This is a genomic window from Leptothermofonsia sp. ETS-13 (assembly GCF_049200465.1).
Taxonomy (GTDB): domain Bacteria; phylum Cyanobacteriota; class Cyanobacteriia; order Leptolyngbyales; family Leptolyngbyaceae; genus Leptothermofonsia.
The window spans coordinates 2,896,172-2,921,353 of the sequence record NZ_CP120836.1 but is presented as its reverse complement, the minus strand read 5'-3'; the positions used below and the strand labels follow the sequence as shown (position 1 = coordinate 2,921,353).

The window sequence follows — 25,182 nt, the reverse complement described above, 5'->3', positions numbered from 1 at the left end:
TCACCAATGCAGTTGCGCAAAACGATCGGTTTCTACCTGGAAGACGTTGAAACCCCCGTTGGTAAGATCGTTAACCTGGGAATTATCGGGTTGGTGCTACTCTCTTCAGCCATTTTTGTGGCCCAGACCTATCCAATTCCCGATGGGTTGCGGGCGGAGTTGAACGCGATCGATAAGGGCATCCTGATTATTTTCGCGATCGAATATCTACTCCGTTTGTGGGTCGCTGACAATAAGCTTCGCTACTTCTTCAGCCTTTATTCCATTATTGACTTATTTGCTGTCTTTCCCTTTCTGATTGGAATTTTCAATATCAGTTTCATCCGGGTCTTTCGTTGGTTTCGGATTTTACGCCTGATCCGGTTTATCGAAGGTAAAACGATTGTTGGCTACATCACTCGTGAAGATAGTGCAATTTTTGCTCGCATCTTATTGACGTTATTTATTATTATCTTTGTCTACGCTGGTCTCATCTACCAGGTCGAGCACCCCAAAAGTCCCACCATCTTTGGCACCTTTTTGGATGCCGTTTACTTCTCCGTTGCCACTATGACCACCGTTGGCTTTGGCGATGTTACACCCCTTTCCCAAACAGGTCGTCTGTTGACAATTCTGATGATCCTGACGGGAGTGGTCATCATTCCCTGGCAGTTGGGTGACCTGGTGCGCCGACTGGTAAAAACCGCCAACCAGATAGCAACCCCATGCCCCACCTGCCATCTGGCACTCCATGATATGGACGCCCAGTTTTGCAAGAACTGCGGCACGAGGTTGCCAAACGCCGCCTGCCCGGTAGATGGAATGAAGAAATAGACATTGTTAAGTGAATGGGTATGAAATATAGCAGTAGTCATGATGGTTAGGACGGGGTACAGGGGTGGAACCCCTGGCTGGGGGCGAAGCCCCCACTCCCTCTCTAATTCCAATGTCCTAAGGATCCTTGCAATTTAAATTGCACTCCCAAAACTTAGAAAGCCTTGTAGGCAGGCAACATGTTTTAGAAGTTACTCAAGTTATTTTTGTAAGGATCCTAACGCACCCGCGTAGAGCTATAGAAGAAAGAAAGCACCAACTGAAATGTTGGTGCTGGACGTCGTTGAACAACTGTACACCTGCCGTGGTTCTGGTTTTTAACCAGAAAACCAGGTAGAGAAACACCCAAATATTGTGAGAAACACCCTATCGGCTTTTGGCTTAAGCTTGCTTGGCTTTTTCAGCCTGACGCTTACGCAGTGTTGCAATGCTCATGCCTAACCCAACCAACCCTGGTAACAAAGCCGGAGTTGGGATTGCAGTGGGTTCACTGAAGGCAACGGAACCGATACCGCCTGCACTGGTGAACACCTGGTTCGTAAAGGGAACCAGCAAAGCCTGGGTTCCTGGAGCTAATTCGAAGTCAAACAGCAAACCTGCGATCGCTCCATTGTTGAAAAAGAGTGCAGGTAAGACAGGAAAGGCAGCCGATGAACTTTCTGTAAATGTGTTGCCTAGCAAGTTGAGATTTAAACTCAACAGCCCTTCTACAGGATTGACAACATCCAACCCGATCGCAGATACGAAATCAGAGTCGAACGTAACAGTCCCTGTACCAGTTTCAGTACCCGTTCCAACGGGTACTGAAACTGTGAACGGAGCCGTTAGAATAGCCGCCTGAGCTGGGGAAGCTTCCAAGCTGGCTATTCCTAATGCAATGCACGCTGCGCCAGCCGCAGCAACCGATAACTTCTTCATGACTGAGGTCGTCATCGTTGATTCCTCCAAAAAAAATGAACGTTGGGTGGTAGAGTCCCCTTTTTTTGGAAGTGAAATCAGCAAATCCTCAAGATTTCATCAATCGATAGCTGCAAATCCCAAAAACAAGGTAGTAGTTGAAACTTTAGGGTTGTTCTATTGTTGTACCAGCTTACGGATTGTCATCTTTGGTTTAATGATTGAAATCGTTTTAATACGGTTGTTGCTGTACCAGCTTTAGAACTGTCATTTTGGCAATATCTCGATGCCTTCTCCAATCCACACTAACCGTAGACAAAAGCACCCCAGCAAACGAATGATAGCTTTGCTGGTTGCTTTTACAATTTCTCTCTTCATTCCCGTTCTTTTGAGTGTAGTTGGGCTTTTCCTCAGTCTCTGGATTGTGGTTCCGGCTCCTACATTTTCGCTCTTGCCCCTGGGAATTGGTGCGCCAGAGGTAAGTCCGTGGCTGATAGCGGTGAATGCGATCGCACTCCTGCTTGCTATTTTGGGACTTTCCAAAAGCTGGATATACACTATTGCCCTCAGCTTTAGTCTGGTTGGTTTAATTCTCAGCAGTTTGCCGTTGGTACAGTTTCCTGCAACCCAGGCCCGCTTTGCTGCCGAGATGCAAACGGTTTTGGGAGTGAATTATCTGGAAAGGATCCCTATGACGATGCGGGCCAGAATGCGTCCTCAGCCATTCGTCCTGGCTGCCACCTTTCGGGGAATTCCCATAGCAGATGTTCGCGTGATCAAGCGAATTCCATTTGCGGCACCGGATGGAGTGACGTTAAGGCTGAATGCCTATCAGCCTTTGTCCGTTGGAAAGTACCCGACAATTATCATCATTTATGGCGGAGCGTGGCAGGGGGGCAGTCCTGATAATGATGAGATGTTTAGTCGGTACATGGCAGCTCAGGGCTATACCGTTGTGACATTGGATTACCGCCATGCGCCGCAATACCACTATCCAGCCCAGATAGAAGATGTCAAAACGGCGATCGCTTACATCCAAAAACACGCCGATGAATTGGAAGTTGATGTCACGCGAATCGCACTCATGGGGCGATCGGCAGGTGCCCATCTGGCAATGCTGGCCGCCTATCAGCCCGATGCTCCCCCTGTGCGAGCGGTGGTCAACTACTACGGTCCCGTTGATCTGGTTGAAGGCTACAATGACCTCCCCGTTCCCGATCCCATCAATACCCGCTTTGTTTTAAGAACATTTCTGGGTGGTACGCCGGATGAGCTGCCCGATCTGTATCGTCAAGCGTCTCCGATTACTTACGTCCGGCGATCGCTGCCACCGACTTTACTGGTGTATGGCGATCGAGACCATCTCGTTCAGGCAAAGTTTGGGCAAACCCTTTACCGTCAGTTACAGCAAACCAACAACTTTGCCCTCTGGCTCAACATTCCCTGGGCCGAGCACGCCTTTGATACCGTCTTCAATGGCGTTAGCAATCAATTGGCTCTCTACTACACGGAGCGCTTTCTGGCCTGGGCAATGGGCATGGAGTGAGGGGTGAGGAGGGGGGATGGGGGGATGGGGGACTCATCTACTCTCCCACTCATCCACTCTTACGCTCGTCCACTCACCTACCCTTTCGCCTTTATAGCTTTACGCGGGTGCATTAGGACATTGGAATTAGAGAGGGAGTGGGGGCTTCGCCCCCAGCCAGGGTTTCCACCCCTGCACCCCGTCCTAACCATAATGACTACCGCTATAATTCAGAACTCAACTCACTTCCCCTGAACAGATGATGCTATGCTTGAGTTGATCCGGACCCATGCGATCGCAACGCCTTAACCTTGTCAGGACCGGAAGGTAGCAGCAATACGGGATGCTTGTGATAGGCGTGGACTCCGGGTCGTTTTATTGAGCGGATCTCGCTTCATCAGAGCTCACTGCGATCATTCAAGCTACCTCGATCTCCAACTTCTAAATTTCCGACTTCTTGATTGAAATCTTGGATCGGCTAAATCCGACTCAGGAGTCGGAGATCTTACCAGAGTCGTGATTAACGAAACCTCAGGTACGGATTTCATCCAGCAGCGATCGTGACAGTTCCCTAGCTTTCTTCCTATGCTGGAGTCGTAATCCGTGCCGGCTCTTGAAGCATTTGGGGTAAGCTGGAGCGTTGAAATCAAATAGGAGTTATTGCTGTTATGGGTTTGGGAGATTTAGTTCAAAAAGCGGTTTATCTGGGGATTGGGGTCGCCTCCTATGCTGGTGAAAAAGCAAGTGAAAAACTGTCTGAGCTGAGGGTTCAGGTACAAAAGCTGGCCGATGAAATGGTCGAGCGAGGAGAAATGACGGCTGAAGAGGCTCGCAAGTTTGTGGATGAGATGCTTAACAAAGCTCAACAGTCTCCTGTTGAGTCTCCTGCTCCCGAAAAACCTGCTGAGCCGCGTCGTATTGAAATTATTACAGATGATGAAGAACCTGCTCGCCCATCTTCCAGCCAAACTGAGGAGTTGCGTCGCCGGGTGATGGAACTGCAGGAAGAGTTGAGGCGTTTGAAGAAAGATAAGCTTTAACTCAGCCATCTACCTTAACAGATACAATTTGATAGAGTAAAGCGATCCCCGTAGAAATTCCACAATTCTTCGGAGAAATGTTACGTCTGTATCCTTATCAATTGATTAGTGGATAGATTCTTTAAAGGCGTATGGAAGGTTGGTCATTGAATTTCTTCGAAGTGATGGAAGCGATGGTTAAGGAAGTTGAGCAGGTTTTCACCGAAATTGCCAAAGACGTTGGCGAAATGATAGATGCGTTTGTGGATGCCTCTGAAGAGATGGTTGAACAGATGCAAATCACCTTTGAGACCGAGATTGAACCTCGCCTCAACGAGTTTATTGATCCGATTCTGGAAGCCTATTTGGGGTTTGAAATCATTGTCGAGGAAACGACCCAACCCGTTACCCATACAGTGGAACCCTTTTTGAATGATCATCCCGCCTGTGTAGGTTGTCGCCATTATCACGGTCAGGTATACGGGGGGACGATGCTGGTTTGCGGCATGCATCCCTACGGTTGGGAAGGCGAAAAGTGCCCAGATTGGGAATCGGTGTGGAAGGAAGACCATTCGTCGTAAGAACAATTGTGTGGCAGGCTGCTATAGCAGTGGAAAAAAGTGTCCAACGGGTCCCTGTCCCTGACCAATTCTGAGGGAATGTTTGAGGGCGGTGGTGACGTAGTTTTTGGCGAGGTAAGTGGCAGTTAGTGGCTCCCTGCCAAGGGCCAGATTGGCCGCGATCGCAGCAGACAAAGTACAACCTGTTCCGTGGGTGTCTGTCGTTGCAACCGTCTCAGTCGTAAGCGTCTCCATTTGCTGCCCATCAAACCAGACATCTACCCCCCGCAGGTCTCCCCCCATGCCTCCCCCTTTCACCAGCACCGCTTTGGCTCCTAGTTGGTGAATTTGTCGTGCGGCGATTTGCATATCCTCCAATGTATGGATTTCCATGCCTACCAGAATTTGAGCCTCATAGCGGTTGGGCGTCAGCACCGTTGCCAGGGGAATGAGGGAAGAACGGAGAGTCGCGATCGCCCCATCATCAATCAACTGTGCTCCCGTCCGCGATACCATAACCGGATCAAGCACCAGATTGCCCAGACCCAGGGCTTTAACCTGTTCAGCCACGATCGCCATAATTTCCTGATTTAGCAGCATTCCCGTTTTTGTAGCCTGCACTCCAATGTCCTTAACCACTGCCTCCATCTGAGCTGCCACTGCTTCCGGTGGAAGGGCGTCAACCCGCGTGACGCCCAGAGTGTTTTGCGCTGTGATACAGGTGAGGGCACTGGTACCATGCACCCTATGGAATGCAAACGTGCGCAAATCTGCTTGAATACCGGCTCCACCGCCGCTGTCTGAACCGGCGATGGTCATGGCAACAGGAATAGTTGCAAGGGTCGTCATAGTAAAATGAGAATAGATCTTTAAGAAAAATTACGGATTCCCATGAGGCTGACCCGGATTGACCTGAATAGCTGGATTTTTCAGATTGCCGAAAAGACTATCCTGGTTGATCCCTGGTTAGTTGACCCGCTGGAGTTCTACGGATTGCCCTGGCTGTATACGGCATATCACAATACTCCTCTGGCGTTTACTCCCGATACCTTACCAGGAATTGATCTAATTCTGCTTTCCCAGGGAGTGGATGATCACTGCCATAAGCCAACATTGCAGAGGCTAGACCATTCCATTCCGGTGGTGGCTTCGCCGACGGCTGCAAAAGTGGTGCGGTCATTGGGCTACCAGTCTGTAACTGAGCTTTCCCACTGGCAGAAAGTTGAATTCGACCAAACGCTTCAAATTACCAGCGTTTTAGGAGCCGAGATTCAACCTGGGCAGGTCGAAAACGGCTATCTATTGCGGGATCTGGTCACAGGCGCAACCCTCTACTATGAACCGCATCAGGCTCCTATGCAGGAACTTGCTGCAAAAATTGGGTCGGTGGATGTGGCGATCGCCCCCGTCATCGGTCAAATCTTCCCTCTTCTGGGGCAGGTAATTATGGGTCCCGAACAAGCGATACAGTTGGTTGAAACGGTCAAGCCACGCTATTTTTTGCCCACCACGATGGGAGATATCCGCACGAGCGGCCTTCTGCCTATGTTGATCAAGTCCGTTGGCAGTGTGGAGGAGTTTCGCGATCGCCTTTCTACTTCAGGCCTATCAACCCAACTCATCGTCCCATTCCCCGGAGAAACCCTGGAGTTAACCTTCTCCCAACAACAAGGGTAAAAGAGAGGATGGGTAGATGAGTTTCGAGTTCTGACTTTCCCCCAATCCTTTATCCCTGGCCCCCAGTCCCTTTTGACTCCTCCCCCCTCACCGTAACTAGCAACCAACAACTCTTCTCTCTTACCGTGGTGGCCGCCGTCGCTGAAGGAACTCAGGAATATCCAATCCGCCAGAAGGTTTGTTACGAGGTTCGGGGGGCGGTGGGGAAGGAGGGTTACCAACATGGGGAGAGGTGACTGGACGACGCAAGCCTGTGGGTTTAGACATCATGGGTTGTTTCCCCACCCCGGTGAAGCCCGTAGCAATCACGGTGATCCGAATTTCACCCTGCATCCGTTCATCAATCACGGCACCAAAGATAATATTGGCTTCAGGATCAACCACTTCGTAGATGATTTCTGCTGCAGCATTTACCTCATGTAATGTCAAATCCGAACCACCCGTAATATTGAAGACAACCCCCCTAGCTCCCTCAATTGAAGACTCCAGCAATGGCGAAGAAATTGACGCCATGGCGGCTTCCCTGGCTCTAGATTTGCCCGAACCTACCCCAATTCCCATCAATGCCGAGCCTGCATCTGCCATCACGGCCCGCACATCGGCAAAATCTACATTGACTAAGCCCGGAATGGTGATGATATCAGAAATGCCTTGAACCCCCTGCCGCAGAACATCATCTGCAACCCGAAAGGCTTCTTGAACCGGGGTCTGCTCCGAAATGACGGACAACAGTTTGTCGTTGGGAATAATGATGAGTGTATCTACCCGACTCTGTAGCGCAGCAATCCCCTCTTCTGCCTGGTTGGTACGGCGTTTACCTTCAAACGTAAAAGGACGGGTGACAACGCCAACGGTCAACGCTCCTACTTCCTTAGCAACCTCAGCTACAATCGGAGCTGCTCCAGTACCTGTACCGCCACCCATGCCTGCGGTAATGAACACCAGGTCAGCATTTTCTAGGGCAGTGGCGATCTCATCACGAGACTCTTCTGCAGCCTTTTGACCAATCGCCGGGTTCCCACCGGCCCCCAGCCCTCGGGTCAACTTCTGTCCCATCTGAAGTCGATGGGGAGCTGAGGCATGGGTCAATGCCTGAGCATCAGTATTAATCGACCAGAACTCCACTCCCGAAACATCACTTGCAATCATGCGGTTGACCGCATTACCGCCACCACCACCGACACCAATGACTTTGATCTTGGCTACGCTACTTGGCACAATTTCACCACTCCTTGATTCTTCCCCAGGCATACCTCTTGCCTTAGCAGATTGACTTAAGTGTAGTCCGGAGTTGCCAAAGGAGTTCGAAGCGTTCATTGCCAGCGAATTATCTGATTGTTCTTCGGTGTGAGAGCCGTCGTGGGCGTGATCTAAATTATTATTAAGCGTCATTGGAATAGCAGCCTGTTTACTATTTAAGTGTCGTTAGTATCCAAGCGTCTTTAGAATTGCAATGAGTGTTTCGACCTCTCAACTCTAGACCTTGTCAACTATAGGGTAAGTTATTCAAAAAACCAACAATAGGGGCAGATTTGCAACAGCTTGAAACGTCTATTTTAATCTGACTAATCGAAGCAACGAGATCCAGCCATCTACTTGGTCAGCTTCTAATGTTCTCATACATCCAAACCTAAGGAGTGCCTGATTTTACAAGGTCTTTAGATTTCTCCAATTGAGCAATTGGGTTGTCTGGATTTCGCAGATCAATGTAGGCAATCTGGCTAAAACTGGGATGGGAAGGAAGTTTTCGCATTTCGTCTAGTTTTTCGAGTTGATAGGTGAATTGAGAACTGTAGGGACCTAGATGAACAACGCCCAGTTCTGTTTTCAGGATTAGATTAGCCGGGTCTCGCCAATCAATCTCCGAAATTTTTACCGGGCTACGGCTAATTTCTCGATACAGTTTTGCCCAGGCAGGTCGATATTGCTGAAAATTACCAACGATCTTTAGAGTAGGCAACTTCAGAGACTGATCCAGGGAAGTATACAGCTCAATTGGAATCCAAAGTCCCTTTTCGTCCAGTAATCCAATATTGGATACGGATCTCTGGTTTTTTACACTCTTTTGAAGCAGCAGTGGGGTATCGGCAGCCGTCTGGAAAGCAATTGCCACCGGAAATCGCTCCTTTACCTGCACTACCAACCCCGGTGGAACCAGGCGGCGGCTCACCACGACTTCTGCGATTGGTGCTTTTGCCTTAAGGGTATCCGTAATCTTTTGCGGCTCTACCCGCAACAGGGATTGTGGATAGGAAATGGGCAGTAAAGCCCGGATGGTCTGATCAGGCAGATAGTGGTTCCCCTCAATTGCAACCTGCTCAGGGCGGCGAATGACCCAGTCAGGAAGGGTGGTGACCCAAAACAGCCCACCTGCCAGCCCACTGACTGCCAGTATTCGCCAGGCTGTTTGAAGAAACTTTATTCGACGACGAAGCCGTAACTTCTGCCGCCGCTGGGCTAACTCTGTTCGTGAAACTGACACGATGCTAGTCATCCAGATTTCTCAAGTTCCGAGTCTAAGTCTATAGATTAGCTAACCTACCATACCTGACTTTCGACAAACTATAGCGATCCTATTTGAATTGTGAGAGGAGTTCCGCAGGAACTCCTTCTCACAAAGCCTCTCCATCTCATTTAGGACTGCTAACTAAGTAGGTAGTCATCACGAATTGGTAAAGGGGGAGGAGTAGGAGCTGTGCCCTAAGGCAGAGGTGGAACCCCTGCACCCCTGCCTTAGTCTGGTGGTTAGGCTCGTTAACAACTAAAAGCCTCCCCCTCAGCCACCCTCAATCTGTGCCAGTGCGGCGATTGCTTTTTGGGTGACATCCTCTGGGAGGGCGACATAGCCAAGTTCGGCAGCGAACTTTTGCCCCTCTGTCAGCCCCCACTGAAGGACATCTTTCAGGGCTTTGGCTTTTTGTGGATCGTCGTAGCGTTTATAGGCGAGTGTCCAACTGTAGGTCACAATGGGATAGGCGGCAGGATTATCAGGGTCGGGAACGGAACCGCGTAGATCATCTGAGAGTTGGATGGATGCCAGCCCTTTAGAGACCGATTCTTCTGTCAGGGGAATGTACTGTTCAGCTTTGTTTTGGAGGGTGGCGATCGCTAACCCCAGCTGTTTGGCAAAGGCATATTCCACATAGCCAATGGTGCCTGCGACTTGTTGAATTTGGGCTGCAATTCCCGAATTATCTTTAATCCCAACGCCAGCAACCCAGGCAACATTCAATCCAGTGCCGACCTTTTCCTTCCACTCCGAGCTAATCGCACTCAGGTGAGCGGTGAAGGCAGCCGTTGTGCCGCTACCATCTGAGCGATGGATCAGCAAAATCTTTTCATCGGGCAATTTTATATCCGGATTCAGAGCAACAATCTGGGGATCATTCCAGCGAGTAATCTGGCCCAGAAAAATTGCTGGAAGTACCTGGCGCGAGAGTTTGAGCCCACTTTCAATTCCTGGCAGGTTGTAAACCACCGCAATACTCCCAGCGGTGGTGGGTATCGACACAGTTCCCCGGCTGACTTTAGCCAGTTCAGCATCCGTTAACGTCACCTCGCTGGCTCCAAAATCCACTGTATTTGTAATGAATTGCTGAATCCCAGCAGCACTCCCGACTGGTTGATAACTGATCTGGATATTGGGATGCTGGCGGTTGTAATCGCTAAACCAGCGCAGGTAAAGAAACGATGGGAAGGTTGCGCCTGCTCCATAAAGCGAAATAGGAGTTCCATTCACCGTTGGGGCAGGCGAGGATTGGGGGGACCGAGTCTGTGATTGACAGGCTTTGATACCCAAAGCAAAAGCAGCTAAAGAAACCAGGAATCTTCGGCGGGAAGTGATGAGTCGGGTAACCACGAGAACCTCGATGAAACAGGGAAAGGGGTAGATGAGGGGATGGGGGGATGAGTTCTGAATTAACTCCTGACTCCTTTATTACCGACATGGTAGAAGCTGGTCCCCGGTGAGTTCTGAATTAACTCCTGGCTTCTGGCTCCTAGCTCCTGAATCCAGCTTTTTCTTTGCTTCTATGCCGTACAAAGGCTGCTGCCCAACTTGCTGATACAGGATGCTTTCTCTTCGGTTGTCAGTGCATTCCACTCTACGTCTCGGCGCAGGACGATACCGTTATGTCCGGTAAGAAACCGGGGCAGTTGCTTGTACTCAATTAATTGAAGGGTTTGAATATCGTAGGTGGTGTAGGTAGTCAGTTCAGGGGAGTCAAATTTGACATCTAAAACAGTGAGGGCTTTGCGGGAAGGGGTTCCGTCTACCAGTGGGCGAGGACCAGCACCCAAAATGCCCATATGCAGCAGTTGCAATTTGCCCCGGTGGCCAGGGTAGTAGGCGTGATGGTGTCCGCTCACATAGGTGTGAACATTGTACTTCTCCAGCATTGCCCGCAGTTGATCAGCGTTTTCCATTACTTCGGCGGGTTCGTTCCGACCGATCGCCACCGCATAGAGGGGCAGGTGTCCCAGTAGAATTCGCATTTTGGCACTTTGTGCCTTTTCACTCGATAGCGCTTTCTCTACCCAATTCAGCTTCTCTTTGGGAATGTGGTTGGATGAACCATCCCAGACGAGAAAGAAGATGTCCTTAAACTCGAAGGTGAAGTAGAAGGGATACTCCTTCCTATCGATAAACTGCACACCGGGATCGTGTGCCGGATCTTTCCAGTACTCCGCAGCGATATTTCGCTCCCGTTCAAACAGAAATTTGCCAGTTACCCCCAGAGCACTGGAGGCATCGTGGTTGCCAATTGTAAACCCATAGGGCAGACCAGCTTTACGAAGGGGAGCGGCCACATGATCATCAAATGCCTGCCACATTGCTCGCAGCCGTTCATTGGTGAGGGTTGGGTCTTGTCCGGCAACCATGTCTCCGCTACAAAGCACCATATCGGGCTTCCAGAAGGGAATCAGGGTAATGCCTTTATCCACTTCTGGCGGGTAGTCGGTGGAACCGTAGACATCATTTAGATCGCTGATTACGACAAACCGGACATCACCACGGGGTGGATCGAACAGTCCGTTTGGTCCAGCCGTCGCTGCGATCGCCGCTGTTTCTGGCGGTAGGGGTGAAGCATCTGTTTGGGGAGCGACCTGGGCTGGCGGAGTAGCGGCTTGCTCAGTAGCAGTCAGTGTCTGGGATGTATTAATAGATTGACATGCATGCAGCGTGATAGCCAGGCAAAGTCCGATAATGCCTGCAAATAGAAAGCGGGAGAGCGATCGCTGGGAACGCATAGAAGGTAACGCATCCAGGGTGAGTTTCCATGGATTACATTACCTTATAAACGCGATGTTCGATTGATGAATTAAATGAGCGACAGGATGTGGGAAGGAGTCAAAAGCCAGGAGTCAGGAATCAGGAGGGACTGGGGACTGGAGATTGGGGGCGAAGGATGAGGGGTTGGAGAAAACTTCAGAACTCAGAACTCAAAACTCTTCCACCCATCTAACCCTTCACTCTCTTGCCTGCCACCTCCTGCTATCTGCTACCTCTTCACCCTGCTGGTTTTGCCTTCAGTGGGTGTCGAATATAACCACAACTCCGGAGCCTGGGACAGACGAGCGCTAATCCTTCAGAGAATTTGCGGGCTGAGACAAATTGGGGGTGAATTACAATCTGTCCTTGTGGATTAATGTAGCCCCAGCGATTGCCCACCATGACAGGTGCTAATTCTTCAGAAAAATTAAGTGCCTTTACAAACTGGGGCTGAATTACAATCTGTCCCTGCTTGTCGATGTAGCCATATTTGTTTTCGACCTGAATTTGCGCCAGTCCTTCAGAAAAATCCTGGGCAATCGAAAACTGAGGCCGAATCACAAGTTGTCCCCACTTGTCGATATAGCCAAATTTGTCAAAGATCTTGACTCGTGCCCGTCCCTCATGGAATACACCTACAGAATAGGGAGTTTGAATGACCAACTCCCCTTGTCGATTGATGTAGCCTTCCTTACTTTTCGTCTTAACCCAGGCGAGACCGTCGTGGAAACCAGAAGTTTCCAGAAATTGAGGGGTAATAATTACTTCTCCACGGTTATTGATATAGCCCCACCGACTGCTCATTTTTACCGCCGCCAGTCCTTCAGAGAAGTTTTTGAAGACAACAAACTGTGGAGGAATGACCATCTGCCCCCGTTTGTTGACAAATCCCCAGCGATCGCCCTGCCGAACGGCTGCCAGTCCCTCAGAAAACTCTCTAGCTTCAGCAAACTGAGGCTTGATAGCTATTTTTCCTTGTTTGTTGAGATACCCCCACCGACCACCCTGCAAGAACCTGCGTAACCCTTCAGAAAACGGATACTCCTGGTTGAACTGGAGTGCCAGCATCTGCCCCTGGCGGTTGATGTAGCGAATTTTTTTGGACTTGTAGACCATGGCCATTCCGTCAGAAAAATCGCTGCCATCGTGGAACTGGGGTGGAATGGCAAAATTGATGGCGTGGCCAGATAACTCCATAGCGGGAGTCGGTTTCGAGGCAGAGGGCTGTTTACAGGCAGAGAGTATTGCGGCACTCAGGGATACAACTCCAACAGCCATGAGCGATCGCGCCTCGATCAGCTTTCCAAGCATCACGGGAAATTTGAGTGGGGGCATTCAGTGACTACAATGCAACAGTTCAATTTTTCGAGGCAACTGCCCGTCAGCTTTTTTTAGCACCATCCTCCCTCACCCGGTTGCTTGTCACCTGTTGCCTTCATCCCAATTTATCCCCTTCCCCCTCACCAACCACCATCTGCCGGATCTGCTCAGCCGTTGCAGGAGCCAGAAGCATTCCATTTCGGTAGTGCCCGGTTGCCAGGAGAACATTTTGAAAGCCGGAAAGCTTTTCAACCAGAGGGGCAGGTTGTCCTTCTGGCCGGGGGCGCAACCCAGACCATGTTCGAATAATAGTTGCTTCTAATAGAGCGGGGCAAAATGCGATCGCTCGCTGCATTAAAGCTTCTAATGCCGCTCCATCTGGGATCGGTTCAGAAGGAAAAGCAGGAAACTCTACTGTCGCCCCGACCCAGTAGTGGCCATTCCCCAGAGGCACAAAGTGGGTATCTTCTGCCGTAATGATGGGCTGAAAAGTCGGATTTCCCAAAGATTCTTTCAACTGAACATGAACCGCCTGTCCCAGGACAGGCCGGATATCAACTGCATGCCCCAGAGCAGCGGTTAGAGGGGTTGACCCCAGACCTGCTGCAATTACCAGCCAATCTGTTGAAAATGAGTTGTTCTGGGTGTAAATCTGCTGGCAATTCTGTAATCCAGTTGAAGACAGGGCCGTATCAGCCCCCGTAACTGTTTGATCGAATTTCAATTGGGCACCATTCTGCTCTGCTGCCTGAACCAGAGCCAGAGTGAGGGCAGTTGGATCAACCTGACGATCTTGAGGAGAATAGACGGCACCGATCGCACGCTCCAGGTTGAGATGGGGGCAGTGGGATGACACCCAGGCGCGATCGCAAATCTCCAACAACCAACCCTGTTGCTGACGCAACTCTGCCAGGGTTTTCCAAAAATTCAGATCATCGTTCTCCAGGCAAAGGCGCAGGATTCCCTGGCGGTTAAAAAGAATTCTGCGTCCTGTCACAGCCTCCAGTTCAGGTATCCAGTCGTTATAGCGTTGAATACTAGTCAACCGTCTTTGCAGGTTGTAGCCCTTTCGTTTCTGGCTGATAGCGCCCATCAAAACACCGAGAGCAGCACCCGTTGCCCCCTGGGCAGGCAGTTGGTGATCTAAAACCGTAATGGCCAGCTCTGGCACCTGACTTAACTCATAGGCGATCGCCGCCCCAATCACTCCGCACCCAACGATTACAACTCTGGCCATAGAAAGCTGCTAGCCCTTCGCTGTAACTAGCATAATCAGGCAAACAGCAGTCAGACCATTATCCCGGCAGCAAATTCAGGAAGTTGTCAAAGTCGCGGATGGTTTCCGCATAGTTGCGGATAGCCAGTTTGTAGTCTCTATTCTGGGCCGCCTGGTCAATAGCTACCAGATTGTCAAACACCGCCTTCGCAACCGTGCGGGCCTGTTTCTGGTCATCTCCTAACAGATTCTGAGCAGCGTACAGCATCTTGGCCCGGAGTTCACCCAGCGGACCGTGGATAAAATTGCGAACAAAAACCCAATCCTGCTTTTGAATGAGATCTGCCAGTTCAGGCATGCGATCGCGGAGGGCAGACAATTCCGCAGCATATTCCTGAACCTGGGCGATTTGCTCGCTGGTATAGGAAAGGGGTTTTGCGGCCCGTTTGGCTTCTGCCACATTGCCCAGGTTTAGCAAAACTACCATCACAACAGCCAAAACCGCAGTAAAAATTGATTGATACTTCACCATACTTTGCTTACTCACTCACAAGGTTTACAGCTCCACGAGCCAATGATTTACGACAGTTGCCTGTTACCAGGTTCTGTCATCTGCTATAGCACTCCTGCATCATTTGTGAAAAAAAGGCTTTCCCCATTAGAAAGGTCCCTTCACAAGCCAGATAGGATTGCTATGCAAATGCCCGTCAAAAACTGTATCGCAAAATTTGACCAGAATTTTGCATCTGCCAGAGACTGTAGCAAATGATTGCAATCGCATTACATTTCAGTCGTTGAGCGCGATCGCCCATTCCACTTCTTACGGGCGTCCACACTCAGCGCTCCCGGCTCTGTACCAATCAGCATCAAAAGTCCACCAATAATCGCCAGGTTCTTGAGAAACTGAATTTGCTGCATTCGTTCAGCAAAGTTGGTGTGAAAGATCAGCGTGGTCGGAATCAGAAAAACAAGGAGGGCGATCGCCCCCCACTCAGTCTTATACCCTAGCAACACCGATAATCCACCCAACAATTCAATCAAAATCGTTGGAGGCAACAGCAAGCCAGGAAACGGAAGCCCCGCTGATGCCATAAACTGTAGAGTTCCTTCATAGCCAACAATCTTGTCAAAGCCAGACTTAAAGAAAATAGCCGACAGGCAAATCCTGGCAATCAGTAGTATCCATTTCTGCATAACACCCCCTTGGTTTATTCACGCGAAATACGACATCAATCTATCAACATTTTCTGCTCCTAATAGCGATCCTATCTGGATTGTGAGAAGGAATTCTGTGAAATTCCTTCTCACAAAACCTCTCCATCTCACAGCTGATTATAGATGAGTGAGAAGGTGGATAAGTTCTGATAAAGGCGATAGACAACAGGCAAGAGTGTGAAGGGTTAGATGGGTGGAAGAGTTTTGAGTTCTAAGTTCTGAAGTTTTCTCCAACCCCTCATCCCTGGCCCCCAGTCTCCAGTCCCTTCTGACTCCTAACTTCTGACTCCTGGCTCCTTCCTCCTAACCCCTCTCCCCGCCCGACTCCTTCTCAGCATTTGAGCGGCTTCTGGGTTCTTTTGTAAAGGTGGCAATCAGCAAGCAGATGATTCCAACATTAATGAATACGTCTGCCAGATTGAAGATGGGGAAATTGATCAGCCGAAATTCTAAAAAATCAACTACTTCATTCAGAAGAAACCGATCTATGCCGTTCCCCAACGCCCCGGCCAGGACAAACCCATAGCCCGCTTGCTCCCACCGATTTAGCACGGGACCAAACCAGGCCAGGGCCATCAAACCAATGCTAACCCCCAGTGACAGCCAGCGCAGCCAGCTTGCCCCCTGGGGAAACAGGCTAAATGCTGCGCCAGAGTTCAAGGCGTAGGTGAAGTGAAAAACTCCCGGAATCACAGGAATTGTTGTGTTTAAAACGGGCGGAAAAATGTAGACGACAAACAGGATTTTGGTCAGGCGATCGAGGGCCAGACCGATCAGGGCAGCAACCCAAAAAAAGCGATTTTTGAACATTGGCAAACTAATAAAACATGATGTGGCGCAGGGTAAAAGCAATCAATGTCACTGCGCAAATGACGGCAAATTGCCCTGGCAATGGATAGAGGGAGTATTTCAGGAGTGCTTGCTGCAAAGGAATCTGTGCTTTGCCGAGCCAACCAGAAGAATAGGACAGGACTAAGTACAGAATGCCAGTGAGGTGAATGGTTAGCAAGCCAGAGAGACAGCTAAAGACAAGAGATTCCAATCGCGGCAGGGCTTTGAATGCCAGAAACCCACAAACCCAGGCACCGGGGATAAAGCCAAGGATGTAGCCAAAGCTGGGTTCCTTGATGTAGCTCATGCCTCCCCCTTGGGCAAAGATCGGAAACCAGGTCAGCCCCAGTAGAACGTAGGCGATTTGGGAAAGAACAGCGGCATTTCTTCCACCCAAACAGCCCACGAGCAGAACGGCTCCAATTTGGTAAGTAACGCCGAGGGAATGGGTTTGCAGGCTATTGGTACCCCACTGCCAGGTGGGTGTGGCGACGAAGGCTTCCAAAAAGGTGCCGCCAATGGTCAGCAGCAACCCAATAAAAGCCCACAACAATTCAGTGGAAATCGCCATTTTGAATCGCATATCTGGTCAGCCAACGTCTGCTGGCTGGCAGACAGAGAATCGCACTGGTATAGAGGAAATCTCTGGTGTTTGGACTCCGATCGCGATCACTCACGAGCAGAGTGATGGCATTCTAACACTTGACCCAAACACCGACTTGCCGACAATGAACCGCATAAATCCCCCCCCCATAATCATGATTGACGGTATCTTCTTCCAACTTCACAAAACCGGAATTGCCCGCGTTTGGCAGTCGCTCTTACAGGAATGGTCGAGCCAGGAGGTTGCCCAGCATTTGCTGGTACTCGACCGCAACGGAACCGCTCCCAGATTGCCAAATATTCGCTATCTTCCCTTTCCTCCCTATGTTTACGAAAACCTGGATGAAGATCGGGAAATGCTGCAACAGGTCTGTGACCAGGAGGGGGCCAGTCTGTTTATCTCAACTTATTTCACAGTCCCCCTTTCGACCCCTTCTGTGTTGATGGTGCATGACATGATTCCAGAGGCGTTAGGAGCAGATTTGGCTGTACCGGAGTGGCAGGAAAAGCATTACTGCATCAAACAGGCATCGGCTTACATTACCATTTCTCATAATACGGCACGGGATCTGGTTCGGTTCTTTCCGGAGATCGCTTCTCGCCCCATTACTGTCGCTCATCCCGGTGTTTCACCCAGTCTTTTCTTTCCGGCGGCGCTCGAAGAAATTTGTCGCTTCAAAACCCGTTACGGCATTAGCAAACCCTATTTTCTTCTGTCAGCCGTAAACAAAAACTATAAAAATAATCGTTTATTCTTTGTTGCCTTTGCACAACTGTGCAGCCGTCATGGGTTTGAAATAGTCTGTACGGGGAGTGATGCCATACTGAACCCGGAATTTAGAGCCGCAACAGCGGGGTGTGTTGTTCACCTGCTTTCCCTAACAGACGAAGAACTGAGGGCTGCCTATTCTGGAGCCGTTGCCCTGGTTTATCCTTCGCTTTATGAGGGGTTTGGGCTACCCGTGTTGGAAGCAATGGCCTGCGGTTGTCCAGTCATTACCTGCCCTAATGCGTCTCTACCGGAAGTGGCAGGAGAAGCCGCCCTTTACGTTTCTGCCCAGGATATTGACGGGATGGCAAATGCCCTCTGCGAAGTGCAAAAGCCCTCTGTGCGCCAGGGATTGGTTGTCGCAGGGCTGGAGCGATCGCAGTTCTTCTCCTGGTCAACGATGGCGGCGATCGTCCAGTTAGCGCTAGTCGAAGCCACCCTCCTGCCCCTCCAACTGCGGGCTATTAATCTGATTGTGTTTCCAGACTGGCAACAGCCAGAAACGATTCTCCTTCGGAATTTAGAAATAGCTATCAGGACTGTGCTGACCTATCCAGACCGGGAACAGCTAACGCTGCTCGTCTATGCCGGAAATGTAAACAGTGAAACCGCCAATCTCGCCCTCTCTGAGGTCACCCTGAACCTTTTGATGACAGCAGAACTGGAGGGGGAAACCCTGCCAGAGGTTTCCCTGGTACCAGTTCTTTCGGAAATGCAGTGGAAAGTCTTGCTACCACGCATCCAGGCACGACTTGAGCTAGAGCATGAGGACGAAGGCGCGATCGCCCAGGTTGGTGCAGATAGGTTGGAGAGGCGATCGCTGAGTTAGAACAGCGGTGCACCCGCAACCTCTTTCAATCCAACGGCTTTTAGCAAATCACTCCAGGTGGTTCCTACGATTGAATCATCCGGTCGAGTACGGCGCAGTTCAGCCGCGGTTAAAAGAGCGTCATACCAGAGACCGGCATTGATATAAAGAATCAGCCGCTGTGCAAACGGAGCCTGGGCAATTTGACTGGCAAGGGAAGGAGCTAACTCAGTCTTGGTAATCCATCCATTGAAAGACGGGTTCTGATCGGGCGATTCAGCGCTGCAAACCACCGAAAAGGTCCACTCATAGCGTTTGCCCATTATCAGAGCTGGTGAAGCATCTACAGGCAAGCTGACGCTGTTAATAGCATTGCTTTTCAGGGCAAAGTCAGCTTTGTAAACAATCTGATTGCTTTTATTCTTGAGGCTAAACCGACCCTGCCTCGCCTTTGTTGGGGGAACGTGAACAAGAAAAGTTGGATACATGGCAACAGTTACCCCATCCCTGGGGGAGAGGGAATACAAGTGATTTTCCCCCAAACAATCCGGAACGCGGGAACCGCCCGGAGAGCGACCTCCCGGTCCACCCTTACCGCCCACCTTGGGCACAACACCCGGCTCGATACCGGTTAATTTTGCCTGTACAGGCAGGGAACTCCCCAGCAGAGAAACCCCAATCACTGAGGCAACCCCCAGGCTTACGATGGCTTTACAAGTCTTCGTCTGGTACATGCGTTCGTTTTCACAAATTCAAAGACAGCAACCGAATCAGCAACAGGTACGAGCTTGAAGCCCTGACTGAACCGCCCAAATAGTGAACACAAAAGATTGGCAGTAGTCAGTAAGTTCCATCAGCCAGAGATGGGTATAGCTATATTGGTCTCTGGCCGCTTGGCATTCTTTCCAGGATGAGTGGAGGATCAATGCCTGAATTGGAAGACTTCATAAAATCTTTACGGAAAAAAGTTTGAGCATCCGGAAATTTTTAAAGAAAAACTCTGGATTCTGAGGACGGATCTCTTTTGGGAATTTTCAGATGAAGGCGCGGTGTTTGTAGGGAGGCGTTTCACCCCTACAGGGTCTGGCCACACACTGGCTTTAGCCGGCGGGATAGAGGGTTTCTCCGGTTGTAGGGTTAAACACGAACAAATGTTCAAAATTGAGCTGGAGGGGGAGGCGATCGCCCAAATGAATTTGCCGTTCGGCTTCCACCTGAATATTCAAAACCTGCTGCCTGAAATTGTCCTGGCCTGGCAACACCGTCCGAACTAAAGTTTCTCTGCCCAGGGGCTCCACCACAATAGCTTCAACGTTAAGAAAACTTCCCTCTGAGCCAATTTTTATATGCTCCGGGCGAATCCCTAGATCAAACCACTGCCCCTGGTCTGGTTGAAGACGAGTTTTGATCGGCTCCGGGCAGGAAAGGCTCTGTCCATTCACTTGAAAAGCCGAACCATCATACATCGCTTGCAGAATATTCATGGATGGGTTGCCCAGGAAGGTGGCAACCATACGGTTAGCAGGATAGTTATAGATTGTTTGCGGGGTTCCTATCTGCTGAATGCGTCCCTGGTTAAGCACCACGATTTGATCAGCCAGGGTCATGGCTTCTATCTGGTCATGGGTAACGTAAATGGTGGTAATGCCCACTTGCTGATGGAGTTGCTTCAATTCGGCACGGGTGTCATCCCGCAATTGAGCATCCAGGTTTGAGAGGGGTTCATCCAACAGGAACACCTGGGGTTGACGCGCGATCGCCCGTCCCAGTGCCACGCGCTGCTGTTGCCCACCGGAAAGCTGACGCGGTTTGCGCTCCAGAAGATGTTCAATGTTCAACATACGGGCAACTGTTTCAACCCGCTCCCGAATCGTTTTGGAATTTGCCTTCCGCATCTGGAGCCCAAAGGCCAGATTCTCGGCCACACTCATGTGCGGGTAGAGTGCATAGTTCTGGAACACCATCGCCACATCCCGTTGGCGGGCAGGAATCTGGTTGACCAGGCGATCGCCAATATACAAATCACCTGAGGTTGCTGCCTCCAGTCCGGCAATGGTTCGCAGAATCGTAGACTTACCACAACCCGATGGCCCCACCAGGACCCAAAATTCGCCATCAGGCACCTCAAAGGTGATGTCTTCAATGGCGATCGCGCCATCATACTGTCTTGTAATTCCCCAGAGTTGAACCTTCGCCATCTGAATTACTCACCGTGGTTGGGTGGAATCACTATAAAACTCCAAAGCATCCGCAGGCTACGCTAGAAAAAACCGAAAAGAGCTTAAATTAGCTAACACAATCTCGACTCGACTTAAGCGTATTTTTACGTATAACCTCTAATAACCTCTAATTCTTATACTTCCGTAAAGAGCTACAGAAAGTGATTGCTCGCCAAACACCCAGTTTTTAAACTACTTATTGATGTATCAAAAACAACCAAAAATTTACCCGATCTACGGAATTTGTCCAGGGTATTTACACGTCTCAACAATTGGCGATCACTCAAAAGCCATCACATCCCCATCACCGGAGTTCTCGACATGTCTACCACGAATAACTATAAAGTGATTCAGCCCGCTGGAATTCTTACAGTGATGACTGCATCCCAACTTATTCAGGAATTCAAAGATTGCCTAGACGCGGGTGTTAAAAATATTCTGGTTAATCTCCAAAATGTTGATTTTATCGACAGCTCTGGCCTGGGCATCCTGGTTTCAATCCATACCAAGCTGAGGCTGGCCGGAGGTCAACTTTACCTTTGCTCTCCTAAAGATCAGGCCCGCAGCCTATTCGATATCTCCGACCTGGACCGCATTTTCGAAATCTACTCCAGTCAAGAAGAATTCCATCAACGCATCACCAAACAAAATCTGGCAGTATTGGTGCAATAGCTGCTGCATTGGTAGAAGCAGGAGCAGAAGCCAGAATTCAGAAGATCCTTTTATAATTCTGGCCCTTGACTTCTAGCTCCCAATTACGACAGCAAGCAGCAGGCAAAAGGGCAAAAGGGTGAATTTGAGTTTTGAGTTTTCCCCAATACCTCATCCTTAAGCCCCTAGTCTCCAGTCTCTCCTGACTCCTTCCCACCTCATCCCTAACCCCCAGTCCCCAGTCCATCCTGACTCCCAACTCCTAACCAAGGATTTTCAATCCCACAAAGTATTCTTCCGGGTACTATGATAATCTGGCACAGAGCTGCTCAAGATAAATTCTTTTAGAGAGGATTTTGGGTGGCTCATTCTTGTGAGAACTGTCAGGGCTAGGTTTCATGGCAATTGTTGATTCCCAAGGTCGCTTATTTGGTAAGGTTAGCATCCTGGACGTTGGTGCAGCACTAGTCATCTTGCTGGTGATTATTGGCGTTCTCCTTCCCAGCACCATGGGTATTGCTCAGGTTGGCTCCAGTACCAAACCGCTCGAAGTCGATGTAATCGTGAGAAGTGTTGCTTCCAGTGATCTTTTGAGATCGGGAGACACTACTAAAATCATTATTCGTAACCAGCCCTTTGGCGAAGTTAAGATTGCCAAGGTAGAAGAGTTACCCAGAAACGTTCCAGTTCCCCAACCGGATGGCTCTGTCAAGGCACTTCCCGATCCCAGACCGGAAGCAGGGCTGACAAGAGACTACTGGGTCACTCTGGTAGGAAATGCTCAAATCACAAAAGATGGTCCCGTTTTAGGGAACAACAAAATCAAATCGGGGACCAAAATTGAGCTGGAAGGACTGACTTACAATTTTCCGGATTTGAATGTTCTGAATGTCAGGGTGAAAGAGTAGGTAGCGCTCAACAGATTGAGCACTCCAGGATAACACCCTATCAACCCAGTAATGTTTATCCACTGGTGAATCCAGGGTGCAGGGGTCGAACCTGCCTGAGGCGAATTATGAGTTCGCTGCCTAAACCGCTCGGCCAACCCTGGCTGTGACAACCATTGTATCCCGATTCTCTGCTTAAACCTGTGTATCAATAGAGCGGATTTAGTAAGATCACCGGGTGGAGGATTATTAACTGCGATCGCAGCTATAGCGATCCTATTTGGTTTGTAAGAAGGGATTCCCCAGGAATCTTTTCTCACAAAGCCTCTCAATCTCACGACTGATTTAGGACTGCTATAAGTAGCTAGACGCAATTAAATTGAGGATGATTTCGGGGGTGGAGGGGGTGCCCCCCACTCCTCCTTTCTACAGTTAATGACGGCTATCTACTTGGCATGAGCCATTTTTCTAGGTAAACGGAGCGATTGAGCGATCGCCAGAAAATTTTGTGTTGAACAGAAGTATCCTATCTAGAATTGGAGCAATTAAAAGTGATCTTTTGTCTCAATTAAAATATCTGGAAGCATTCATTGCAGGATGACCGATGAAACTGAATTCGACTGTGGCATTGACTCTGGTGCTCCTGACGCTGATGGTAGGGGCGGGGGTGGTCAGTGCCATCTGGGGCATTGCTCTGGGACGAGAGGCACTTAAAGGCGTTACCCAGCCCGATACTCGCCCAGCTAATAATCTGGCAAAGCGGGGAATAACATCCCGCCGTGATGAATTCACAATTCTTCGGGAAGAAGATATTATTGCGAGTGTTAAATCCCGCATTAATGGGATCTCTAAAGGCAACAAAGCCAACACTGCTTCCAATGCCAAAAAGGTTGCTAACGCCGATGCCAACAAGTCCATGTTCCCCATGGTGGCTCAGAGTGAAAATGTGGTGCTGGAGGTCAATGCTGTTCAGAGACAGGGAGATTCTCTGGTGATGCAGGTCAATATGCGGAATAGTGGCGATAAACCTATCCGGTTCCTCTATACTTTCTTAAGTGTCACAGATGATAATGGTCAGGAATTGAGTGCTAGTGCTGATGGTTTGCCGTCTGAGTTGCCCTCTTCGAGTGACACCTTTTCTGGCACGATTAGCGTACCCATCAGCCTCTTGGAAGGGGTTGAAACACTTTCACTAACACTGACTGACTATCCAGACCAAAACCTGGAACTATCCCTGAATGGCATTCCAGTTCCCCGTTAGAAGAATAATATGCAGCCCTTCTGCCAGCTTTGCCACGAACGGTGCCGCAGATGATAACCTTCTCTTTGGGATTGCTGGTAGCGAGTATTGGGTTGGAAACATTTCCTTCGCACTTTACCTGGTCTGAGATTGCACTGCGAATCTGGTCAGTGCTGCTGCTGATTGCAATTAATGCGTTTTTTGTGGCAGCGGAGTTTTCTATTGTTTCCGTGCGGCGATCGCGCATCAATCAACTGGTGGATGCTGGCGATATCCAGGCGCGTACCGTTCAAGATTTACAGCAAAGCATCGATCGCCTGCTTTCAACCACCCAATTGGGGATTACCCTCTCCAGTCTGGCTCTGGGTTGGATTGGGGAAAGCGCAATGGCGGTCATCATTGAGGATTGGCTCAGTCAATTGCCCTTGCCAGTGGGTTATCGACCTGCGATCGCCCATTCCCTGGCCATTTCCCTTGCCTTTTTCCTGATTGCCTATCTGCAAATTGTTTTGGGTGAGCTATGCCCTAAAGCGGTAGCGTTGATTTATTCAGAACAACTGGCACGCATACTGGCGGCTCCCAGTCTCGCGATCGCCCGCTTCTTCAACCCCTTCATCTGGATTTTGAATCAGTCAACCCGCTGGTTGTTACGACTGGTTGGGGTACAGTACACGAGTGAAAGCTGGTGGTACAACCAGGTGACCCCAGAGGAACTTCAACGAATTATCACCACCACTACCGAGTCTACCGGGCTGGAGGCGGAAGAACGGGAACTGTTGCGCAACGTGTTTGAATTTGGCGAAGTCACTGCCGGAGAAGTGATGGTACCCCGCACCAGCATTGCAGCGATTGACAGCGATGCGACCTTCAAGATGTTGCTGGAAGAGGTCGCGTCTTCCGGTCATTCTCGCTACCCGGTGATTGGGGAATCGCTGGATGATGTTAGGGGCATCATTCAATTCCGGGAGTTAGCAGAACCTCTAGCCCGGAGTGCCCTTTCCCTGGATGACCCGATTACAGAGTGGGTCCGTCCAGTCCGGTTTGTCCCAGAACACATGCCTTTGAGTGAACTGCTGCCATTGATGCAGCGATCTCGCCAGCCGATGGTGATGGTGTTTGATGAATATGGGGGAACGGCTGGACTAATCACGATTCAAGATCTGGTCGCCGAGATTTTGGGTAACACCGCTGAACCCGCCAGCACCGAAGAATTGAGCATTCAGATTCTGGATGATCAGACCTTTCTGGTGCAGGCACAGATGGATCTGGAAGAGGTCAACGAACTGCTGAACCTGGACTTACCGTTAACCGATGACTATCAAACCCTGGGAGGGTTTATCCTGTTCCATCTACAAAAAATTCCCCAACCCGGAGAAAGGATGCGTTTTCGTGACTACGAGTTTACGGTTATTTCCGCTGAAGGTCCTCGACTGGATCAAATTCAGGTGCATCGACAGGAAATTACCGAAAAAATGGTTGATGAAGAAATACCACCACCAATTGAAAACGAGGAAGCGAGCGATCTCCCTCCAATTCAGGATGGACCTGGTCTATAGTCATCTATTGCTGTCATCAGCTATAGCGGTAGTCATTGTGGTTAGGACGGGGTGCCAGGGTGGAACCCCTGGTTGGGGGCGAAGCCCCCACTCCCTCTCTCATT

General features: G+C 49.9%; 24 protein-coding genes, 1 tRNA gene and 1 other RNA gene. 11 read left to right on the top strand and 15 right to left on the bottom strand.

What is annotated here, in order from left to right:
- The first annotated feature begins 6 nt into the window (after positions 1 to 6).
- A complete protein-coding gene (locus P4D80_RS13320) occupies positions 7 to 813 on the top strand; it encodes an ion transporter (protein ID WP_421654478.1) in 807 nt (268 codons plus the stop codon).
- Between the two features lie 381 nt (positions 814 to 1,194).
- Here P4D80_RS13320 and P4D80_RS13315 read toward each other — a convergent pair whose 3' ends face one another.
- Complete coding sequence (locus P4D80_RS13315; RefSeq protein WP_421654477.1) at positions 1,195 to 1,746, bottom strand: PTPA-CTERM sorting domain-containing protein; 552 nt, start codon at positions 1,744 to 1,746, stop codon at positions 1,195 to 1,197.
- A gap of 250 nt (positions 1,747 to 1,996) precedes the next feature.
- Between P4D80_RS13315 and P4D80_RS13310 the strand changes: the two genes are divergently transcribed.
- The 4 genes from P4D80_RS13310 (at position 1,997) to P4D80_RS13295 (ending at position 4,835) form a co-directional block, all read left to right on the top strand.
- Entirely contained in the window at positions 1,997 to 3,256 is a 1,260-nt protein-coding gene (locus P4D80_RS13310; RefSeq protein WP_421654476.1) for an alpha/beta hydrolase fold domain-containing protein, read from the top strand.
- Positions 3,257 to 3,513: 257 nt separating this feature from the next.
- An RNA gene (gene ffs / locus P4D80_RS13305) (signal recognition particle sRNA small type) lies at positions 3,514 to 3,610 on the top strand.
- Positions 3,611 to 3,903: 293 nt separating this feature from the next.
- Positions 3,904 to 4,275 carry a phasin family protein gene (locus tag P4D80_RS13300; protein WP_421654475.1) on the top strand — a complete coding sequence of 124 codons (372 nt, stop codon included), beginning with the start codon at positions 3,904 to 3,906 and terminating at the stop codon, positions 4,273 to 4,275.
- A gap of 146 nt (positions 4,276 to 4,421) precedes the next feature.
- Entirely contained in the window at positions 4,422 to 4,835 is a 414-nt protein-coding gene (locus P4D80_RS13295; RefSeq protein ID WP_421654473.1) for a hypothetical protein, read from the top strand.
- 21 nt (positions 4,836 to 4,856) lie between these two features.
- Here P4D80_RS13295 and thiD read toward each other — a convergent pair whose 3' ends face one another.
- Positions 4,857 to 5,663 (bottom strand): bifunctional hydroxymethylpyrimidine kinase/phosphomethylpyrimidine kinase, encoded by an 807-nt coding sequence (thiD, locus tag P4D80_RS13290; protein WP_421654472.1) that lies wholly within the window; start codon positions 5,661 to 5,663, stop codon positions 4,857 to 4,859.
- A gap of 42 nt (positions 5,664 to 5,705) precedes the next feature.
- Between thiD and P4D80_RS13285 the strand changes: the two genes are divergently transcribed.
- Positions 5,706 to 6,491 (top strand): MBL fold metallo-hydrolase, encoded by a 786-nt coding sequence (locus tag P4D80_RS13285; protein ID WP_421654471.1) that lies wholly within the window; start codon positions 5,706 to 5,708, stop codon positions 6,489 to 6,491.
- 120 nt (positions 6,492 to 6,611) lie between these two features.
- Here P4D80_RS13285 and ftsZ read toward each other — a convergent pair whose 3' ends face one another.
- The 10 genes from ftsZ to P4D80_RS13235 all read right to left on the bottom strand — a co-directional run bounded on the left by ftsZ (position 6,612) and on the right by P4D80_RS13235 (position 16,916).
- Positions 6,612 to 7,742, bottom strand: a complete 1,131-nt coding sequence (gene ftsZ, locus P4D80_RS13280) for a cell division protein FtsZ (protein ID WP_421659533.1) — start codon at positions 7,740 to 7,742, stop codon at positions 6,612 to 6,614.
- A 379-nt stretch (positions 7,743 to 8,121) separates the two neighbouring features.
- Entirely contained in the window at positions 8,122 to 8,973 is an 852-nt protein-coding gene (locus tag P4D80_RS13275; protein ID WP_421654470.1) for a cell division protein FtsQ/DivIB, read from the bottom strand.
- Positions 8,974 to 9,267: 294 nt separating this feature from the next.
- The gene (pstS, locus tag P4D80_RS13270; RefSeq protein ID WP_421654469.1) at positions 9,268 to 10,350 is read right to left on the bottom strand and encodes a phosphate ABC transporter substrate-binding protein PstS; all 1,083 of its coding nucleotides are present in this window, start codon (positions 10,348 to 10,350) and stop codon (positions 9,268 to 9,270) included.
- A 170-nt stretch (positions 10,351 to 10,520) separates the two neighbouring features.
- The gene (locus P4D80_RS13265) at positions 10,521 to 11,741 is read right to left on the bottom strand and encodes a metallophosphoesterase family protein (RefSeq protein ID WP_421654468.1); all 1,221 of its coding nucleotides are present in this window, start codon (positions 11,739 to 11,741) and stop codon (positions 10,521 to 10,523) included.
- A 259-nt stretch (positions 11,742 to 12,000) separates the two neighbouring features.
- The gene (locus tag P4D80_RS13260; protein ID WP_421654467.1) at positions 12,001 to 13,074 is read right to left on the bottom strand and encodes a WG repeat-containing protein; all 1,074 of its coding nucleotides are present in this window, start codon (positions 13,072 to 13,074) and stop codon (positions 12,001 to 12,003) included.
- Between the two features lie 124 nt (positions 13,075 to 13,198).
- Entirely contained in the window at positions 13,199 to 14,320 is a 1,122-nt protein-coding gene (locus P4D80_RS13255; protein ID WP_421654466.1) for an NAD(P)/FAD-dependent oxidoreductase, read from the bottom strand.
- 58 nt (positions 14,321 to 14,378) lie between these two features.
- Entirely contained in the window at positions 14,379 to 14,846 is a 468-nt protein-coding gene (gene psbQ / locus P4D80_RS13250) for a photosystem II protein PsbQ (RefSeq protein ID WP_421654465.1), read from the bottom strand.
- A 233-nt stretch (positions 14,847 to 15,079) separates the two neighbouring features.
- On the bottom strand, positions 15,080 to 15,493 hold the full coding sequence (locus P4D80_RS13245) for a DoxX family protein (RefSeq protein WP_421654464.1): 414 nt from the start codon (positions 15,491 to 15,493) through the stop codon (positions 15,080 to 15,082).
- Between the two features lie 324 nt (positions 15,494 to 15,817).
- A complete protein-coding gene (gene lspA, locus P4D80_RS13240) occupies positions 15,818 to 16,324 on the bottom strand; it encodes a signal peptidase II (protein ID WP_421654463.1) in 507 nt (168 codons plus the stop codon).
- Positions 16,325 to 16,331: 7 nt separating this feature from the next.
- Positions 16,332 to 16,916, bottom strand: a complete 585-nt coding sequence (locus tag P4D80_RS13235) for a biotin transporter BioY (RefSeq protein ID WP_421654462.1) — start codon at positions 16,914 to 16,916, stop codon at positions 16,332 to 16,334.
- Position 16,917: 1 nt separating this feature from the next.
- On the opposite strand from P4D80_RS13235, the gene P4D80_RS13230 reads away from it, so the two are divergent.
- Positions 16,918 to 18,546: a glycosyltransferase family 4 protein gene (locus P4D80_RS13230; protein ID WP_421654461.1), complete on the top strand. Its 1,629-nt coding sequence runs from the start codon at positions 16,918 to 16,920 to the stop codon at positions 18,544 to 18,546.
- On the opposite strand, the gene P4D80_RS13225 is transcribed toward P4D80_RS13230, so the two are convergent.
- Both P4D80_RS13225 and P4D80_RS13220 read right to left on the bottom strand, forming a co-directional pair.
- Positions 18,543 to 19,259: a DUF928 domain-containing protein gene (locus P4D80_RS13225; RefSeq protein WP_421654460.1), complete on the bottom strand. Its 717-nt coding sequence runs from the start codon at positions 19,257 to 19,259 to the stop codon at positions 18,543 to 18,545. The two genes, P4D80_RS13230 and P4D80_RS13225, sit on opposite strands and share 4 nt — an antisense overlap.
- 366 nt (positions 19,260 to 19,625) lie before the next feature.
- Positions 19,626 to 20,723, bottom strand: coding sequence for an ABC transporter ATP-binding protein (locus P4D80_RS13220; RefSeq protein ID WP_421654459.1), 1,098 nt, complete (start codon positions 20,721 to 20,723; stop codon positions 19,626 to 19,628).
- A gap of 342 nt (positions 20,724 to 21,065) precedes the next feature.
- Between P4D80_RS13220 and P4D80_RS13215 the strand changes: the two genes are divergently transcribed.
- Both P4D80_RS13215 and P4D80_RS13210 read left to right on the top strand, forming a co-directional pair.
- Complete coding sequence (locus tag P4D80_RS13215; RefSeq protein ID WP_421654458.1) at positions 21,066 to 21,416, top strand: STAS domain-containing protein; 351 nt, start codon at positions 21,066 to 21,068, stop codon at positions 21,414 to 21,416.
- Positions 21,417 to 21,793: 377 nt separating this feature from the next.
- On the top strand, positions 21,794 to 22,303 hold the full coding sequence (locus P4D80_RS13210; RefSeq protein WP_421654457.1) for a DUF4330 domain-containing protein: 510 nt from the start codon (positions 21,794 to 21,796) through the stop codon (positions 22,301 to 22,303).
- A gap of 70 nt (positions 22,304 to 22,373) precedes the next feature.
- On the opposite strand, the gene P4D80_RS13205 is transcribed toward P4D80_RS13210, so the two are convergent.
- Positions 22,374 to 22,446 (bottom strand) — tRNA-Ile (locus tag P4D80_RS13205).
- Positions 22,447 to 22,886: 440 nt separating this feature from the next.
- On the opposite strand from P4D80_RS13205, the gene P4D80_RS13200 reads away from it, so the two are divergent.
- Both P4D80_RS13200 and P4D80_RS13195 read left to right on the top strand, forming a co-directional pair.
- Positions 22,887 to 23,543 carry a hypothetical protein gene (locus tag P4D80_RS13200; RefSeq protein ID WP_421654456.1) on the top strand — a complete coding sequence of 219 codons (657 nt, stop codon included), beginning with the start codon at positions 22,887 to 22,889 and terminating at the stop codon, positions 23,541 to 23,543.
- Between the two features lie 50 nt (positions 23,544 to 23,593).
- Positions 23,594 to 25,078, top strand: coding sequence for a hemolysin family protein (locus P4D80_RS13195; protein ID WP_421654455.1), 1,485 nt, complete (start codon positions 23,594 to 23,596; stop codon positions 25,076 to 25,078).
- Positions 25,079 to 25,182: the final 104 nt, after the last annotated feature.

Excerpts from the sequence above, each read along its gene's own strand:
- P4D80_RS13320 (WP_421654478.1), top strand. The coding sequence starts at position 7 with ATGCAGTTGCGCAAAACGATCGGTTTCTACCTGGAAGACGTTGAAACC.
- P4D80_RS13315 (WP_421654477.1), bottom strand. The coding sequence starts at position 1,746 with ATGACGACCTCAGTCATGAAGAAGTTATCGGTTGCTGCGGCTGGCGCA.
- P4D80_RS13310 (WP_421654476.1), top strand. The coding sequence starts at position 1,997 with ATGCCTTCTCCAATCCACACTAACCGTAGACAAAAGCACCCCAGCAAA.
- P4D80_RS13300 (WP_421654475.1), top strand. The coding sequence starts at position 3,904 with ATGGGTTTGGGAGATTTAGTTCAAAAAGCGGTTTATCTGGGGATTGGG.
- thiD (WP_421654472.1), bottom strand. The coding sequence starts at position 5,663 with ATGACGACCCTTGCAACTATTCCTGTTGCCATGACCATCGCCGGTTCA.
- P4D80_RS13285 (WP_421654471.1), top strand. The coding sequence starts at position 5,706 with ATGAGGCTGACCCGGATTGACCTGAATAGCTGGATTTTTCAGATTGCC.
- ftsZ (WP_421659533.1), bottom strand. The coding sequence starts at position 7,742 with ATGCCTGGGGAAGAATCAAGGAGTGGTGAAATTGTGCCAAGTAGCGTA.
- P4D80_RS13265 (WP_421654468.1), bottom strand. The coding sequence starts at position 11,741 with ATGCGTTCCCAGCGATCGCTCTCCCGCTTTCTATTTGCAGGCATTATC.
- P4D80_RS13260 (WP_421654467.1), bottom strand. The coding sequence starts at position 13,074 with ATGCTTGGAAAGCTGATCGAGGCGCGATCGCTCATGGCTGTTGGAGTT.
- P4D80_RS13255 (WP_421654466.1), bottom strand. The coding sequence starts at position 14,320 with ATGGCCAGAGTTGTAATCGTTGGGTGCGGAGTGATTGGGGCGGCGATC.
- P4D80_RS13245 (WP_421654464.1), bottom strand. The coding sequence starts at position 15,493 with ATGCAGAAATGGATACTACTGATTGCCAGGATTTGCCTGTCGGCTATT.
- lspA (WP_421654463.1), bottom strand. The coding sequence starts at position 16,324 with ATGTTCAAAAATCGCTTTTTTTGGGTTGCTGCCCTGATCGGTCTGGCC.
- P4D80_RS13235 (WP_421654462.1), bottom strand. The coding sequence starts at position 16,916 with ATGGCGATTTCCACTGAATTGTTGTGGGCTTTTATTGGGTTGCTGCTG.
- P4D80_RS13225 (WP_421654460.1), bottom strand. The coding sequence starts at position 19,259 with ATGTACCAGACGAAGACTTGTAAAGCCATCGTAAGCCTGGGGGTTGCC.
- P4D80_RS13220 (WP_421654459.1), bottom strand. The coding sequence starts at position 20,723 with ATGGCGAAGGTTCAACTCTGGGGAATTACAAGACAGTATGATGGCGCG.
- P4D80_RS13215 (WP_421654458.1), top strand. The coding sequence starts at position 21,066 with ATGTCTACCACGAATAACTATAAAGTGATTCAGCCCGCTGGAATTCTT.
- P4D80_RS13210 (WP_421654457.1), top strand. The coding sequence starts at position 21,794 with ATGGCAATTGTTGATTCCCAAGGTCGCTTATTTGGTAAGGTTAGCATC.
- P4D80_RS13200 (WP_421654456.1), top strand. The coding sequence starts at position 22,887 with ATGAAACTGAATTCGACTGTGGCATTGACTCTGGTGCTCCTGACGCTG.
- P4D80_RS13195 (WP_421654455.1), top strand. The coding sequence starts at position 23,594 with ATGATAACCTTCTCTTTGGGATTGCTGGTAGCGAGTATTGGGTTGGAA.